The following is a 15,306-nucleotide window of genomic DNA, read 5'->3' as shown; positions in this document are numbered from 1 at the left end:
ATATCGTCGGGCAATGCCGCCGATCAGTACAGGCCCAGCATTTTGGGAACAAAGGTCGTGATGGAGGGGAAGGCCGTTATGACGGCCAGAGCAAGCAGGGCTGCCCCAATAAGCGGCAAGGCCTCCTTGCTGATCTGCTCCATGGTGAGGCCGCTGATCTTGGCACCAACATAAAGGTTTACGGCCACAGGCGGCGTAACCTGACCAACGGCGAGGTTGATTGTCATCATGATGCCAAACCAGACAGGATCCCACTGAAAGTGGCTGACAATGGGCAACATGAAGGGCAGAAAAACATAGTAGATGGAAATGGCGTCCAGCAGCATGCCTGCAAACAGCAGGATGATGTTGATCATCAGCAGCACTATCCAGGGGGTGTTGGACACGCCAAGCAATACGCCAGAACATTTTTCAACCAGGCCAACGGCTGAACCAACCCACGAGTACAGGCCTGCGCAGGTGACCACAATCATGACTATCGCAGTGCCCTTGGCAGTTTCTGTGAGAATTTCGATAATAATTTCAAAGCTATTAATGGTGCGGTAAATAAATACACCCACAAAAAGGCCGTAGAATATGGCCACAGCGGCAGCCTCTGTAGGGGTGAAAACGCCGCCATAAATCCCGCCAAGAATAACAACCGGGGTCATGATGCCCCAAAATGCTTCGCGCAGCGCCTTGCTAACGGGTTGCTGACGAGGCTTGCCCTTGTATCCGCGCTTGCGCGAGATAAGCAGTACCGCACCCATTATAAAAATGGCCACCACAACGCCCGGTACAAAGCCCGCTGCAAACAGGGCCGGTACGGATACATCCGCAACGCCGCCATACACAATAAAGGCTATGCTGGGGGGAATGACAATGGCAAGGCCGGACGTGACGGAAACGGTAGCCGTGGCAAAGGCCTTGTTATAGCCAGCCTTGGCCATGCCGGGAATAAGAATGAGCCCCAGAGCTGCAACGGTGGCAGGCCCGGAACCGCTGACAGCACCCCAAAATGTGGCCACGGCCACAGTGGCCACGGCGAGACCGCCGGTCATGGAGCCCACCAGGGCTTCCATAAGCGCTACAATGCGGGCGGCTATGCCTGCCCGTTCCATGATGTATCCCGCCAGAATAAAGAAGGGTATGGCAAGCAGCGGAAACTTGGCAATTCCTGCAAAGAAATTGTAGGAAAGCATGTTGACGCCCATATCCCACTTCCACACCACTGCAAGCGCAGAAAAACCTAGCGCAAGGGCAATGGGTACGCGAAAAAGCAGGGGAATAAGAAAAAGTGCCAACAGCCAGAAAGCGGGGTCGTGAATCAGTGCGTCCATGGTATCCCTCGCCTAAAAGTTGTTGGTGCGCTGGTCTTCAAAAGCCCTTTGCGCAATGCGGAAAATGATTAGCAGGGAAAAGGCCGGGGTGGCGATTGTGTACCACCATACAGGAATCCCCAGGGCCTCAGAGGTGGCGTCCAGATCAATTTCGTCCATTACCTCTGTGAGGCCAGTCCAGCACAGGGCGCCCAAAAAACACACTCCAAGCAATACCGAGCCCCAGTAGCAGAGGCGCCGATAGCGCAGGGGCAGCGAATCGTACAGCGCTGTCATGCCCAGATGCCCCCCCTCACGAAAGGCGCGGGCCGTGCCAAGCATGGTTATCCAGACAAAAAAATTGATGGTAATTTCTTCTGTCCAGGCAAATGAAAAAGAAGTGCAGTAACGTACTATCACGTTGATAAAGGCGATAACTGCCATTACGGCAAGTATGAATGAACCCAGCAGATCCTCAAACCGTTTGTCCAAAAGACTCCACATCTTCGTACCCATCCCTGAAAAAGCCCCCTCATGGGCCAGTAGCGTCATGAGAGGGCTTTAATGCTATTTTGCTGCGGCCATATCCTGCTCAGCTGCCTTGACCAGATCGGGCCCTATTTTGGCCGCCCAGTCATCGCGCACGGCCTTGGTGGCCGCATGGAACTGCGCAATCTGCTCTGGAGTCAGGCGCGTAACAGCCATGCCGTGCTGTTCAAGGCAGGCATAGGGATCGGTGATTTCGGGGAGTTTGCCGATTTTTTCCAGATAGACCTTAGAAGCGCCATCGTCCATGCCAAGGCGGGAAAGAGCCTTGCTGTACGCCTCCATTTCTTTGGCGCAGGCAAGCAGAATCTTCTGGTCTTCGGGGGTAAACTGCGACCACACAACGGGATTGATGCCCAGCATCAGCGGGTCAATGACATAGTGCCAATCGCAGAGAAATTTGTGGAAGTCCCATATTTTCAGGGGAATATTGATGCCATTGGTGGGGTTTTCCTGACCGTCCACAACGCCCTGCTGAAAACCTGTGGTGGCTTCTGCCCAGTTCATGTTGACGGGATTTGCACCAAGCGCCCTAAAAGTATCAATAAAAATAGGGCTGCCAACCACGCGGATCTTGAGGCCCTGCATGTCTTCGGGCTTGGTTATGGGGCCTTTGCTTGTGGTCATTTCGCGGAAGCCGTTTTCACCCCATCCCAGAAATTTAACGCCTTTTTGCTCGACAGCTGCGATCAGCATTGCGCCTGACTTGCCAGCGGTAACCGCATCTATTGCCTTGTAGCGGTCTGGCTGCACGGCCATAAAAAAGGGCAGCGCCGTGAGGTTCAGTTCCTTGATCTGGGGCGACCAGTTGATGGGCGAGGCCAGCGCAAAATCAATGGCACCATTACGCAGCATAAGAAATTCAGAGGTCTGCTTGCCAGCCAGCAGCTGGCTGGAGGGATAGACCTTGATGTTTATGCGGCCATTGGTACGCTCGTTGACCAGTTCTGCAAAACGGGCAGCGGTGAGGCCCCAGCCAGAGGTGGCGCCAGGAACAACGCTGAGTTTGTACTCTGCCTTGTAGGCCGCATCAGCCCTTTGCGAGAAAGCAAGCAATGCCCCGGCTGACAGCAGGCACACGAACACAACGCCCCAGGTCCAACGCATAAATCCCTTCATATTCACGGTCTCCTCATAAAAAAGGTAACAAACAAGACCTTGCAACGCCTGCGCGCGCAACATGAATGAGCGCCAATTCTTTGCAGCATTGGCGGCTCTGCCGTTATAGCGGGATCTTTGGCAGCCTTGTGGGCCGATGGACGCCGGCAGGTTTTACAGCGGGGCTTGTGGCCGGGCGTTGCCGCTGAAAGGTACCCTCGGTATAAAGATCGCGAATGAGTATTTCTTTATTTATGCCAGACTTACGCAGAATGGTACAGAATTTTTTGGGGTGTTGCGTGGCCGGATGCTGAGAAAATATGGTTTGACGGCACGTTGAAAGGGGAGGTCAAGTATCTTATCATGCACCATAAGATATGATCTTCAGATTGCTGGTGGCAATGTACAGCACAGACACAGTATACGGCAGCGAGGCAAAATGAGTACACTATTGCAGCCAGGTATGGCAGGCACGCTGGAAACAACGGTCACGGAATCCATGCTGGCAAGCAGCGTGGGCAGCGGCAAGGTTTGTGTTTTTTCTACAGCCATGATGGTGGCATGGATGGAAGCAACAGCCGTGGACGTGGCCCAGGCTGCACTGGCTGAAGGGCTGACCACCGTGGGAACCGGCATAAGCGTGAGCCATGTGGCCGCCACCCCTCTGGGTATGAAGGTGCGTTTTAGCGCCGAGCTTGTGGCGGTTTCTGCCAACGGCAAGGGCTTGAGCTTCAGGGTTTCCGCCCACGACGAGGCAGGCCTTATTGGCGAGGGCACGCACGAGCGCGTGGTAGTGGACAAGGCAAAGTTTGAAAGCAGGGCCAGTGCCAAGGGGCAGGCCCAATAGGTTTGTTGCGCATGTATTGCGTGCAGCCGCCCGCCTCTGTCTGCATGTTCTGGTGATGGAAGCGGGTGTCGAGCCACGTGCCTGCACCATAGCATGCCGGTGAACCAGCGGTTTTGCTGTGGGCTTTTGGATTAAAACACAGTAAACTGCTAGTGTCTGAACAACCTCAAGGAGCTGTGTATGGGAAACGTTACCTTTGTCGGTATTTCGGGCAGCCTGCGCAAGGCCTCGCGCAATACAGGGCTTTTGCGGTGCTGCGCGGCCAACCTTCCTCAGGGAGCGAGCCTTGAAATTGCGGATATTTCCGCGCTGCCTTTCTATAATGCAGATATGGAAAAGCCCGTAGCGGTGCAGAAGCTGGTTGATCTGGTCAGCGCCGCAGACGGGCTGGTTCTGGCCTGCCCTGAGTACAACTATTCTTTGGCCCCGGCGCTGAAGAATGCGCTGGACTGGCTTTCGCGTGAGCCTGACCTTGCGCCCCTTGCGGATAAAACTGTCTGCATCGTGGGCGCTGGCGGGGGAATGGGCACATCGCGCGCGCAGTATCATCTGCGTCAGGTTTGCGTATACCTGAATCTGCACGTTCTGAACAAGCCAGAGCTGTTCTCCAATGCCTTTACCCCCGCCTTTGCCGACAACGGCGATGTGCAGGACGAGGCACTTGTGAAACAGGCGGCAGCGGTCATGCAGGCTATGACTGACTGGACGTTGCGGCTCAAATAATTCTGCTCCGGCCCCGTGGCCGATCCTCTCTGGGGGGGGGCTGCGGGGTCGCCGTATACAAGGCACAATAATGGCAGGCAGCGCGGCAGCAGACACAAGGTACAGATACTACAACCGCCGGTTTGAGCGGGCGCTGCCGGGTATGGATCTGCTGCTGGATGCCTTTGCGGTTGTGGATTGCGGTATGGCGCAGGCCATTGCCCACAGGGGGCAAAAGCCTGCCTGCGGCGCGGGCTGCTATCATTGCTGCACACAGCCTATCCCGCTGACCCCGCTGGAAATTCTTGGCTTGCGAATCTTTATGGGGCCAGAGCTGGTGTCTGGTCATGCGGCTGCCCCGGCGGTGCGTCATGAGCAGCAAGGTATGGCCCCTGCGTCTTGCTCCGGGACTGGCGGGGCGTCATCTTGCATGTCGGCCGCTACAGACCATGTTTTGGGTCTTGCCGCTGACGTGCGTCAGGCGTTGGCTGCGCGTTTGGCGGCATTTGGGGGAGAAACAGCAAGGCTTGGGGCCACATGCCCATTCTTGCATGAGGGGCGGTGTGCCGTGTACCCGGTGCGGCCCATGGCGTGCAGAAGGTACATCGTGTACGGGGCCCCCTGCGCACGGGGGGAGGATCCCACCTGCACTCGCCCGCATCAGGTGTTGCAACCCGGTCAGGATTTTCTGCAAGCCGCCCTGCGGCATACCCTGCCCTGGTATCGTGGGCGTTACCCCTTGCCAGATAAGCCTTCTGCCGACGAAACGCAGGCCTTTTTTCACAGTGTGACCACGGTTCTTCAGGCCGTTCCCTGGGCCAGATACATCTAATCAGTACGCTGCTGCCGTGTCTGCCTGTCCCGGTCAGGAATGCGACAGATCAAGCCTGAACATCTGCCCGTTGTCTATCCCCATAAAAAGCCACAGCGGAGTGCTGACCGCCGGGCACATCGGCACGGCCACGTATTCTCCCTGCGTCCAGCCAGCAGCATCGAAATACAGCGTCTCACCTGCCAGCGCCGCAGCTATGCGTGTTTGGGCATCGGTCAGTTGACCGGTGGCGGCATTGGTTGTCAGCTGCCGCTGCTTAAGTAAAAGTTCAGCGGCCTGGCCTTGCAAAACTGTGGGCAAGAGCCTGCGCCAGTCTTCCTTGTTGACCCTTAAAACCGCAATGCGTTTGATGCGGGACAGATTCTGTCCATGCAATACCAGCCATAGATTGCTGAATGTTGCGGCCGTTGCCAATTGATCCTGGGCGGGCGCACCGTTGGCGCGTATGAGCCATGCCCCATCAATGCCCGCGCCGCGCAACTCGTCGGGGATTGCCATTTCTACGGGTTTTTGGGCGGCAACTTCAGCTGGCGCAAGCAGTGTGGTGACGGCAGCGGCAGCAACCGGCTGTGCGCTGCGCACGCTGCCAAGCCCGTACATCCAGGCGACCCACAGATTGGGCCAGGTTTCAGGCTGCGCGGGCAACGTCTCGCCCATCTGCACAGGAAAAACCGTGTCAGGAATGCTGCACTGCACCACTGGCTGGGGCAGGCTGGGATCAATTGCCCGCCTGCGCGCACCAGGGCGGTATATTTCGCCCAACAGGCCAAAACGGGGTGGAGCATCTTGCGGTTGCGCATTTTGACCAATGCTGCGCAGCGTGTCGTAACGCTCCTGTAATTGCAGGCCAAGCTGTACCATGCTGCCATTGGCCGCGTTGGCTGCCGTAGTACGCCAGTTGTAGCCGCTGGCGAGCATGACAAGCAGGGGAATGAGCAGCACGCACAGGATACCCTGACGCGGCAGGCGTGCCAGGGTGCGCTCCGCAACAGGGCAGGCATCAAGTATGCCCCACAGGGCAAAACCCATGGCATAGGCCGCAAAAACAGCAAGCCCTGCGGGTAGTTTGGCAGCAGTGGTGATGGTTACGTCGCTCAGAGCGTGTAACACCGTGAGCAGTCCAGAGAGGCCCAGATAGGCGGCAAGAGCAAAGAGCGCCAGCAGCCAGCCAGATCGGGCCGCGTGGGCTTGCGGCCTCAGTGGCCTATGCTTACGCAGGCCGCGCAGCAAAAGAACAAGCAGCAGCACCGCCCAGGGCAGCACACCATCGAATATCCCCAGCACAACCTGTTGCCACTGGTCAAAGGCAGCGGCCAGTTGCCGCATCTGCACATCGGCATCAATGTGGCGGGTGGCACGGCGTACCTGATTGCCCGGCGAGAGAAATGAAAACAGCAATGCGCCCAGAATCCACACCCACAAGGTGCAGACATGCCGCAACCTGGTGCGGGGATTTTGCGCGGAATCGGGCTCTGTTTCGCGGCTGGCCAGCTTGTCCAAAAAGGCAAGCAGCACCGCAACCGTGCAGGCCGCCAGAGCCGCCAGGGCAGAATGTTCAAAAACGCCCACGGTCAACACGCCCACAATGATGGCCTGCCTGCGTGCCTTGAGCGCCTGCGACGCGGGAGCGTGCCACAGCCGGCAGAGCGCCCACAAAAATACCAGGGTCATGGCCTGCAAGACGCCCATGGTCAGGGTATCGGTAAGCATGTAGAGATTGGGCAGACACTGATGACCGCCAAGAACCACAAGCACTGCCAGCAGGCCGCAAAAAATGGCAGGAGTCCGCTCCACTTTTGCAACCCGCGCAAGGCCGTACAGGCCAACACCGTACAAGGCCACCACTCCGGCGCACACAAGGCCGTAAAGCGGGCGCAGCTCACCAGCCTTGCCAAGAAAAACTGCCAAAAAATGGTAGGTGTAGCGGCCGCTCCAGGTGAGCCATTCGCGCGCTACTTCGTACAGGCCGCCGGGCAGGTCAAAGGGAAACATGGCTCTGGTGACTTCATCAAAATCGTCGCCGCGCGGAAACAGAAATCCAAAGGCGTAGGCAAAGGGCAGCAGCAGGATAAGCACAAGAGCCCACCACAGCCAGCCGGGTGCGGGTAGATTGGGACGGTCGGAAGATGGATGGGCCGGAGCTGTGCCGCTGTGTGGCGCGGCAGTGTTGGCAGGCTGCGCCATGGCTGACAGACCTTCTGTTTGCGCGGGGAGGCCAAAAACAGAAACCACCGCGCGTTATGACTTGATATGCTGGTTGCCCTGTCACCATGCGCCAGGGCGGCCTTGACTGCCCGGCAGCGCCTTTGCGCCACCGGGCAGATGCATCAATGAACCGGGGTGTTATTTTACGTCTACAACCCGTACTTCGCTGCGTACTTCGTTGGCCTTCTTGCGGAAGGTTTGGCGGCGGTCTTCGCCGTCGATCTGGCTGGCCAGCCATTCCACCACATGCATGACGGGGCGTTTGTCGTGCATGTTGATGAGGCAGCGCCCGATGCCGATCTTGCACGAGGGGCAACCCACGATGACAGGCGCGTCGCCAGCTTCTTCAAAAGCATCGCCAAGGCGCTGCTGTTTGCGCGAGCGCAGCAGATTGTAGATGTCGGGCGAGGTCATGGCCCCCATGCCCGATTCGCCGCAGCAACCGGGGTTGAGGGAAATATCGGCCCCACTGAAATCGCCCAGCGCCTTGATGATCTGTTTTTGGCCCTTGATCTTGTGTACGTCGGACCATTCACAGTGGCAGGCCCCGTGGTACACAACCTTCGATCCTTCGGCCAGCGGGGCTTTGAGCTTGTTCTTGTCCAACAGGGGCAGGGTAAGCTGGCCTACATCGCGCAGGGTAAGCTGCGGAAACTGCGTTTCCATGTGCAGGCGTTCAAGGCCATCGCGGCACGAGCCACAGGCCGTTACCAGGTGTTTGCAGTCAAAGCCCTGCTTGGCAAGGTTGCGCAGCATGGAGGCCAGATACTGGCGGTTCTGGGCCATGTTGTCTTCAAAAGCCGTATCCATGCCGGCTGCCAGCAGGGGAAAACCGCAGCACAGATGCCTTGGCGGCACGGCAACGGCAAAACCCGCCTTGAGCAGCAGCATGACAGAAGAAACGCCGATGCGGTCATAGAACAGCGCGCCGCCGCAACCGGGAAAATAGAGCACACAGGGCATGCCGGGTGTGGGCTCGGCAGGCGCAAAGATGGAACCCCTGTGCAGCTTGAGGGCTTCGTACAGGTTGGTATAGCCCATCTTGGGGCCGCGCCCGGAGAACAGCGGGCTTTTCATGCGGCGTTTCCACATTTCAGGCAAGAAACCAAGAAACTTGTTTTGCATCTTCTGACCCAGAGAGGCCATTTTGGCGGCCTTGGGTACGCGGTGCTGAATATCGCGCGAGAGCCATTCAAGGGCATGCCCCTTGATGGGGTGGCCGCCCGCACCTTCGTGCTCCAGCAGGGCGCGCAGGGTAAGCGCCACCTCGCCAGAGGGAATCTTGACCGGGCAGTTGGCCATGCAGCGCCCGCAGGCTGTGCAGTGCTCCACAATATCGCGCAGGGCCTTGTGCAGGCTTTCGTCAATGCGGCCCTTGTTGACCTGGCTGTAGTACACAGCCTCAAGCAGCATGCCCAGCACCATGTTCTTGTTGCGGGGGTGGTACTGCATGGAGCGCTCTGGGTAGCACATGGAGCAGACCTGCTTGCACTTGCCGCAGCGGGTACACACCTGGATGGAGGTGAGCAGACTGATGAGCTTTTCCTTGTCGGGCAGGCCGCTCTCGCGGATATCGCGGATAAGCCTGTTGAACGAAAAGGTAAAGGGGCGCACCGGCAGTTCGCGGAACACCAGCTTGGCCGGGTTCATGACATCGCGGGGGTCAACGCGCTCTTTAAAGGCGCGCAGCGCGTCCATCTTGTCCTTGCCGAAAAAGGCGATCTTGGTGATGCCAATGCCGTGCTCGCCCGAAACTTCGCCGCCCATCTCCTGACATTCTGCCATGATGCGGGCTGCGGTTTCTTCCGCCTCTTCCAGCATCTGGGCATCGTTGGAGTTGACGGGGATGTTCACATGGCAGTTGCCGTCGCCCGCGTGCATGTGGCTGGCCACCACAATGCGGCTGGCGTCCATGTATTCCCTGATCTTGTCGATTTTTTTGGCAAGATGGGGGTATTTTTCCTTGAGTTTGCCAAGAAATTCTTCGGCACGGGCCGCCAGCTCCATGTCTGAAAGCTCGGTAGCGGCAACATCGCCAGAGGCAGCTTTGGAGGCCTGCGAAAACTCGCGGTTGAAGTCCTTGTCTTCCATGGGAAAGCCCGGCAGGCGTCCCACTTCCTGCAAGGCGTGGCGGTAGGCCGCAGCCGTGCATTCAAGGTTGATCTGTTCGAGGAACAAGGCAAAATCGGGGATGCGGTCCATGGGAATGACCACGTCCTCGTTCATTTTAAAGCCAGAGGTGCGCTTGGCGATGGCCGAAAGCCTGTGCCGGTCTTCCCAGAAGCGTTCGCCTTCCTTTTCGTCGGCGGCAACGATGATATCTACGTTGTCCTGCTGTTCAACAACGCTCACGATGTCGCCCACGCACTTGTCGAGCAGATAGGGATCGTCGCCATCCACTTGCAGAATGATGACCGAGATGGGCGAGCCTTCGTATTTTTCGGACTTGCGCTTGTATTCGATGGCCTGAACGTACTTGGCGTTGAATTCTTCCATGGCCGAAAGGTGGGCGTAGTCGCCCTCCAGACGGATACGGTTGCGCAGGGCGACCAGCTCGCGCACCACCACAGCGGCGGGGTGCATGGAGCGGCCAAAAAATTCAAGCACCATCACGCGGCTGTGCTTGGGCTTGGGGTGTACGATAAAACAGGCTTCGGTGATAATGCCGTCCACGCCTTCCTTCTGCATGCCCGGCAGGCCGCCCAAAACCTTGTTGGTCACGTCCTTGCCAAGGCCCGGCAGGCGAATTTCGTCACCGCGCAGATGCACCACGTTGCGCACGCCGCCGCTCACGTCCTTGACCACAAAAATTGCCGTTTCGTCGGGCAGTATCTTGTGGCGGGGGTGGTTTTCGCGCTCTACGGTAATGATTTCGCCCGTGGGGGTGACCATGCGCCACCACAACAGGTTGTCGAGGGTGGTTCCGTACTCAAAAGCGCTGGGGCCGCCAGCGTTTTCAGACACGTTGCCGCCGATGGTAGACGCCTGCTTGGAAGCGGGGTCAACGGAAAAAAGCGCACCCTTGGCGTCCACCGCGTTGATGACGGCCTGGGTGATGGCCCCGGCCTGACAGGTGACAGTCATGGCTTCAAGATCAACGGGGCTGATGCGCGTAAGGCGGGTAAGGCTTACAATAACAGTGCGTTTGCGCGCGGGCACAGCGCCGCCGGTCATGCCGGAGCCGCCGCCACGCGGAATGAGCGCAAATTTCATGTCGTTGGCAAGTTTTACCAGCTCGGCCACCTGTTCGGTATTGTCGGGCTCCACCACCAGCAGGGGCAGTTCCATGCGCAGGTCAGTGGCGTCGGTGGCCGATTCGACCATGGCCGCAGGGTTGGTCAGAATGCACTCATCGGGCAGAACCTTGTGCAGCGCGTCCACCAGTTTGGTACGAAAGGCGGTCTCGGCCTCGTGGGCCGACCAGAACATGGTGAGGCCTTCGCTGATGGCCGTGGCATAGTAGTGCGCCAGCGAAACGGCTTCCTTGTCAAAGCTTTCGCGCACGCTGGTGCGGACAGTTTCCGCATTGATAAAGGGGTTGTAAGCCACCAGAAACAGTTCTTCGGCTATGGCGATGGCCAGATTGCGCACAGATTCGGGCCATTCTGCAAAATCATCAATGTTGATACGCAGAATTCTGTTCACCACATAGTCGGGAGAAATGGAGATATGCGGACCCTTATGGGGCATGACGTTCTACCTCATGAAGCTCTTGCGGCGTTACCGCCGGTCAAATCCTTGGAGGCAGGGCGGAGTATGCACAACCCGCACCCTGTTGCCCCACGCCCTGTTGCGGCAAACCGCCAATAGCCAAACATGCCGTACCGAGGCCCGTTGTCTTGCGGGGTCGGGCGGCATGGCAGGGTGGGGCGGCTCGCGCTTGTCAGGCCGCGTGCGGCCCGCAACCTTCAGTGTCACCGGGTACGCCGGTGTCCTGTAACGCGGGGGAAGCCTTTTCTCTACGTACTATATTGATGCTTGGCAAGTGCGCATACTCTGCACCCCGCAGCCGCCCTGCGGGCAGCCGTGTTACCATATCAGGATTAGTAGTCTTTGACATTTGGCAAGCTGTATATATTCTTTTGCCAGACGGAATCTGCCCCGGCAGGCCCGACAATTCTCTATGGAGTACCCCGCATGTTCATTGGAAAATTACAGCCCATCACGGATGTTTTTGACTGGCTGCATTCTGCCTGGGAGCGTGCCGCCACCCAGCGCCGCGTGGCCCTGTGCATCCTCTGGGTATATCTGCTGGCTCTGCTTGGGGTAGAGCTCAAGCGCCTGGGTGTGTTGCCGCCCTGGCTGGCAAATATTACGCCGCACAGCCATTTTTATGCCATCCACCTGGCATTTACCCTGATACTTGGGCTTGAGGTCATGAGCCTCATACTGGTGATACCCAGTTCACTTTCTCAATCCATGGGCAAGCAGTTTGAGATTCTTACCCTTATCTTGCTGCGCAATGCCTTTAAGGAACTGGCCCACTTGCCGGAACCGGTAAGCGTGGTCAACGACCTCTTGCCGGTTATCAGCATTGCCGTTTCGGGCGCCGGGGCTCTGGCCGTGTACCTGTGTCTTGGGCTCTATAAACGTATCGCCCGGCAGCATCTGCACTTTATTGCCACAGCCGATCTGCGCATGCGCTATGTCATGAGCAAAAAAATGTTGGCACTGGCCCTCTTTGGCATATTTCTCATCACCGGCATCAGGGATTTTATGCTTTTTGTGCAAACCGGTGAAGAACACAATTTTTTTGAAACTCTCTACACGGTACTGATTTTTGCGGATATTGCCATGGTGCTGATCGCACAGCGGTACATGCCTGCCTTCCACGCCGTGTTCCGCAATTCCGGTTTTGTTATCGGCACGCTGCTCATGCGGCTGGCGCTTTCTGCCGCACCCTTGTGGAGCCCGGCCATTGGCCTGTTTGCGGCGGTGTTTGTGCTGGCCGTGACCTGGGGAACCAACTACTTTACCCCGCTGCAACAACAGGGCTACTGCGTGCGCGAGGTTGAATCCACAGACTGACCGATCTGCCCAGGCGTTCTGCCTTAAAGAAACTCTTTCCGCACCGGCATGGCGTGTTGTACGCAGCCGGTGCGTTTTATTTGGGCATACGCTGCGGCGGACTCGCCTGGCTGTGTGCTGCATGACAGGTATTGAGCAAAAAAAGTCCCGCGCTGGTTACAGCACGGGACTTTTTGTCAATCACTATGAAGAGCGGCCTAGTAGGCGTGCTCGTCCTTGAGGTCTTCGTCAGTAACTGGCGCAGAGAAGGTCTTGTACAGCCAGAACTGGTAGGCAAGCACAATGGGAACCATCACCAGGGCCACGCCCAGCATGATCTTGAGGGTCAGCTGGCTCGAAGCGCCGTTGAAGGCCGTGACAGTGGCGGCAGGATCAATGGAAGAAATGATCATGCCGGGGAACATGCCCGCCACGCCAAAGAAGGTGACGCCGAGAATAAACACGGCGCTGCAAGCCCAGGCCAGCCACAGCTTGCCCGCGCCCAGCATGACTCGCGCGCCCACAAGGCCGCCAAGGGCCAGCAGAGGCAGAACAAAGAGCACGGGCATGGCCAGATAGTTGGCGTAAAGCTTGGTGTAGATGGCCGTAAGACCCAGAAAGACCACCAGCAGCACCAGCATCAGGGGCCACAAAAAGGTGGCCGAGGCAACCGCGCGGGTTTGCAGGCTGCCGGTGCTCTTGATAGCCAGCCACAGCGAACCGTGCAGCGAGAACATGCACAAAAAGAACACGCCGCCAGCAAGGCCGTAAATATTCAGCAGGCTAAACAGGTTGCCGTGGTATACGCCCTTGGCGTCAATGGGTATGCCCATGAACAGGTTGGCAAAGGCCACACCCAGAAGCACGCAGGGAATGAGGTTGGAAAGAAAGTGTACACAGTCCCACAGGGCGCGCCAGCTGTCGTGTTCCACCTTGTTGCGGAACTCGAACGAGACGGCCCGGAAGATCAGTGCAAAAAGCAGCAGCAAGAGCGGTGCGTACAGCGCGCTGAACATGACAGCATAGGCCTTGGGAAAGGCCGCAAAGGTCACGCCGCCAGCCGAGATAAGCCACACTTCGTTGCCGTCCCAGAAGGGGCCGGCAGCATTGTACATGATGCGGCGCTCTGATTCGTTTTTGCCCAAAAATGGCAGCAACGAGCCAAGGCCCAGATCAAATCCGTCCAGAATAAAGTACACGGCCCACAACAACGCCCACAGCACAAACCAGATGGTTTCCAACATGGCTATACCTCCTGGGCGTCGGGGCCCTTGATGGCGTATTTACGCAGCAAGTAAATGTCCAGCAGGCCCAGCAGGGAATACACCACAATAAAGCCGCCCAGTGATATGGCGACATTTTCTGCCGGTACTGGCGAAACCGCGTCGGAAGTGCGCATGAGACCGTAAACAATCCAGGGCTGGCGGCCAATTTCGGCCACTGCCCAACCAAGCATGATGGCAATGTAGGGCAGGGGAATGTTCCATACCAGCGCCTTGAGCAGCAGCGGGCAGGGTTCGTCCTTTTTGCGTTGCAAAAAAGCGCCAACAGCCAGCAGTACAAAGATGCCCGCCATGGCGATCATGCCACGGAAGCTCAGGAAGGTGGGCATGACCGGGGGCCGGTCCTGCACGGCAAAATCTTTGAGGCCCTTAACTTCTGCATCGGTGCTGCCGTAGGCAATCCAGCTCAGCAGGCCGGGAATGCCAATGGCCTGCACCTTGTTGCCTTCATTCTGCTCATCGGGCCAGGCCAGCAGATAGAAGGGCACATTGCGTCCTGTTTCCCAGTGCGATTCCAGAGCGGCCAGCTTGGCGGGCTGCAACTGGGCAACTGTCTTGCCCTGCTGGTCGCCCGAAAGGCCAAGCAGCAAAACAAGAACCAGGGTAAAGACGGCAGACATCTTGAACGATGCCCTGAAAAATTCCACGTTGCTCTTGCGCAGCAAATGCCAGGCAGAAACGCCCAGCACAAAAAAGCCGCCAAGTGCCCACGAGGCAAGCACGGTGTGGGCATACATGCCCCAGGCGTAGCCGTTGGTCACCACCTGCCAGAAGTTGGCAAGCTCGGCGCGCCCCATGGCTTCGTTGATGGTGTACCCCACGGGGTGCTGCATGAAGCCGTTGGCAAGAATGATCCAGAGTGCGGAAAGGTTGCCCGCAAAGGCCACAATGTAGATGGAAGCGAGGTGCATTTTTTTGCCAACCCGGTTCCAGCCAAAGTGCCAGACGGCAAGAAATGTGGATTCAAGAAAAAAGGCCACCGTGGCTTCAATGGCCAGCAGTGAACCAAAAATATCACCCACATACTCAGAGTAGCGCGACCAGTTGGTACCAAACTGGAATTCCAGTGTGATACCTGTCACCACGCCCAGGGTAAAGTTGATGAGAAAAAGTTTTCCCCAGAATTTGGCTTGTTTTTTCCAGAATTCGTCGCCGGTGCGAACATAACGGGTTTCCATCCATGCAAGAATGACGGAAAGACCGAGGGTCAGCGGCACGAATATAAAGTGGAAAAAAACGGCCACAGCGAATTGCAAACGCGAAAGCATTACAACGTCCATGTAGGCCCTCCTTGAATATCCTTCAGGCGAGATAGCTTTTTTCCCATCGAATGGCAAGTAGTTACGAATATCATTTTGCCCTACACGCCTTTATTGGCGCGGGTGCGATAAATTATCCCCCTTTGAATTGAAAAGAAAGTTCATGTTGACGGCCAATACAGTGCCGCCGCAGCCAGTCCCCCTGCTGCGTTACGGCCAAGGCCACACA

The 15,306-nt window shown here is 57.4% G+C and carries 12 protein-coding genes; 5 read left to right on the top strand and 7 right to left on the bottom strand.

From position 1 onward, the window contains the following. Window positions 1-23: 23 nt before the first annotated feature. The 3 genes from ACE3NW_RS06300 to ACE3NW_RS06290 form a co-directional block, all read right to left on the bottom strand. Window positions 24-1,319, bottom strand: coding sequence for a TRAP transporter large permease (locus ACE3NW_RS06300; RefSeq protein ID WP_374281521.1), 1,296 nt, complete (start codon window positions 1,317-1,319; stop codon window positions 24-26). A gap of 12 nt (window positions 1,320-1,331) precedes the next feature. After that, window positions 1,332-1,802: a TRAP transporter small permease gene (locus ACE3NW_RS06295; RefSeq protein WP_374281519.1), complete on the bottom strand. Its 471-nt coding sequence runs from the start codon at window positions 1,800-1,802 to the stop codon at window positions 1,332-1,334. Between the two features lie 63 nt (window positions 1,803-1,865). Further along, window positions 1,866-2,963 (bottom strand): DctP family TRAP transporter solute-binding subunit, encoded by a 1,098-nt coding sequence (locus ACE3NW_RS06290; RefSeq protein ID WP_374281517.1) that lies wholly within the window; start codon window positions 2,961-2,963, stop codon window positions 1,866-1,868. A gap of 418 nt (window positions 2,964-3,381) precedes the next feature. Here ACE3NW_RS06290 and ACE3NW_RS06285 point away from each other — a divergent pair, with 418 nt between their 5' ends. The 3 genes from ACE3NW_RS06285 to ACE3NW_RS06275 all read left to right on the top strand — a co-directional run bounded on the left by ACE3NW_RS06285 (window position 3,382) and on the right by ACE3NW_RS06275 (window position 5,323). Then, entirely contained in the window at window positions 3,382-3,789 is a 408-nt protein-coding gene (locus ACE3NW_RS06285; protein ID WP_374281515.1) for a thioesterase family protein, read from the top strand. 180 nt (window positions 3,790-3,969) lie between these two features. Beyond that, complete coding sequence (locus ACE3NW_RS06280) at window positions 3,970-4,512, top strand: NADPH-dependent FMN reductase (RefSeq protein ID WP_374281513.1); 543 nt, start codon at window positions 3,970-3,972, stop codon at window positions 4,510-4,512. A 70-nt stretch (window positions 4,513-4,582) separates the two neighbouring features. Then, entirely contained in the window at window positions 4,583-5,323 is a 741-nt protein-coding gene (locus tag ACE3NW_RS06275; RefSeq protein WP_374281511.1) for a YkgJ family cysteine cluster protein, read from the top strand. Between the two features lie 33 nt (window positions 5,324-5,356). Here ACE3NW_RS06275 and ACE3NW_RS06270 read toward each other — a convergent pair whose 3' ends face one another. Together ACE3NW_RS06270 and ACE3NW_RS06265 are read right to left on the bottom strand one after the other, a co-directional pair. Further along, window positions 5,357-7,507 carry a hypothetical protein gene (locus ACE3NW_RS06270; protein WP_374281509.1) on the bottom strand — a complete coding sequence of 717 codons (2,151 nt, stop codon included), beginning with the start codon at window positions 7,505-7,507 and terminating at the stop codon, window positions 5,357-5,359. Between the two features lie 159 nt (window positions 7,508-7,666). Continuing rightward, window positions 7,667-11,218, bottom strand: a complete 3,552-nt coding sequence (locus tag ACE3NW_RS06265) for an FAD-binding and (Fe-S)-binding domain-containing protein (protein ID WP_374281507.1) — start codon at window positions 11,216-11,218, stop codon at window positions 7,667-7,669. Here ACE3NW_RS06265 and ACE3NW_RS06260 point away from each other — a divergent pair. Together ACE3NW_RS06260 and ACE3NW_RS06255 are read left to right on the top strand one after the other, a co-directional pair. Then, a complete protein-coding gene (locus ACE3NW_RS06260) occupies window positions 11,217-11,468 on the top strand; it encodes a hypothetical protein (protein ID WP_374281505.1) in 252 nt (83 codons plus the stop codon). The genes ACE3NW_RS06265 and ACE3NW_RS06260 overlap by 2 nt on opposite strands. Before the next feature lie 197 nt (window positions 11,469-11,665). Beyond that, on the top strand, window positions 11,666-12,556 hold the full coding sequence (locus ACE3NW_RS06255) for a hypothetical protein (RefSeq protein ID WP_374281503.1): 891 nt from the start codon (window positions 11,666-11,668) through the stop codon (window positions 12,554-12,556). A gap of 197 nt (window positions 12,557-12,753) precedes the next feature. Here ACE3NW_RS06255 and cydB read toward each other — a convergent pair whose 3' ends face one another. Both cydB and ACE3NW_RS06245 read right to left on the bottom strand, forming a co-directional pair. Beyond that, the gene (cydB, locus tag ACE3NW_RS06250) at window positions 12,754-13,779 is read right to left on the bottom strand and encodes a cytochrome d ubiquinol oxidase subunit II (RefSeq protein WP_374281501.1); all 1,026 of its coding nucleotides are present in this window, start codon (window positions 13,777-13,779) and stop codon (window positions 12,754-12,756) included. Between the two features lie 2 nt (window positions 13,780-13,781). After that, the gene (locus tag ACE3NW_RS06245) at window positions 13,782-15,098 is read right to left on the bottom strand and encodes a cytochrome ubiquinol oxidase subunit I (RefSeq protein ID WP_374281499.1); all 1,317 of its coding nucleotides are present in this window, start codon (window positions 15,096-15,098) and stop codon (window positions 13,782-13,784) included. Window positions 15,099-15,306: the final 208 nt, after the last annotated feature.

Source organism: Desulfovibrio sp., assembly GCF_041907885.1.
In the GTDB taxonomy this organism is placed as follows: Bacteria; Desulfobacterota; Desulfovibrionia; order Desulfovibrionales; family Desulfovibrionaceae; genus Desulfovibrio.
This window is presented reverse-complemented; position numbering and strand designations above follow the sequence as displayed.

Excerpts from the sequence above, each read along its gene's own strand:
- ACE3NW_RS06255 (WP_374281503.1), top strand. The coding sequence starts at position 11,666 with ATGTTCATTGGAAAATTACAGCCCATCACGGATGTTTTTGACTGGCTG.
- ACE3NW_RS06270 (WP_374281509.1), bottom strand. The coding sequence starts at position 7,507 with ATGGCGCAGCCTGCCAACACTGCCGCGCCACACAGCGGCACAGCTCCG.
- cydB (WP_374281501.1), bottom strand. The coding sequence starts at position 13,779 with ATGTTGGAAACCATCTGGTTTGTGCTGTGGGCGTTGTTGTGGGCCGTG.
- ACE3NW_RS06285 (WP_374281515.1), top strand. The coding sequence starts at position 3,382 with ATGAGTACACTATTGCAGCCAGGTATGGCAGGCACGCTGGAAACAACG.
- ACE3NW_RS06290 (WP_374281517.1), bottom strand. The coding sequence starts at position 2,963 with ATGAAGGGATTTATGCGTTGGACCTGGGGCGTTGTGTTCGTGTGCCTG.
- ACE3NW_RS06295 (WP_374281519.1), bottom strand. The coding sequence starts at position 1,802 with ATGTGGAGTCTTTTGGACAAACGGTTTGAGGATCTGCTGGGTTCATTC.
- ACE3NW_RS06245 (WP_374281499.1), bottom strand. The coding sequence starts at position 15,098 with ATGGACGTTGTAATGCTTTCGCGTTTGCAATTCGCTGTGGCCGTTTTT.
- ACE3NW_RS06275 (WP_374281511.1), top strand. The coding sequence starts at position 4,583 with ATGGCAGGCAGCGCGGCAGCAGACACAAGGTACAGATACTACAACCGC.
- ACE3NW_RS06260 (WP_374281505.1), top strand. The coding sequence starts at position 11,217 with ATGACGTTCTACCTCATGAAGCTCTTGCGGCGTTACCGCCGGTCAAAT.
- ACE3NW_RS06300 (WP_374281521.1), bottom strand. The coding sequence starts at position 1,319 with ATGGACGCACTGATTCACGACCCCGCTTTCTGGCTGTTGGCACTTTTT.
- ACE3NW_RS06280 (WP_374281513.1), top strand. The coding sequence starts at position 3,970 with ATGGGAAACGTTACCTTTGTCGGTATTTCGGGCAGCCTGCGCAAGGCC.
- ACE3NW_RS06265 (WP_374281507.1), bottom strand. The coding sequence starts at position 11,218 with ATGCCCCATAAGGGTCCGCATATCTCCATTTCTCCCGACTATGTGGTG.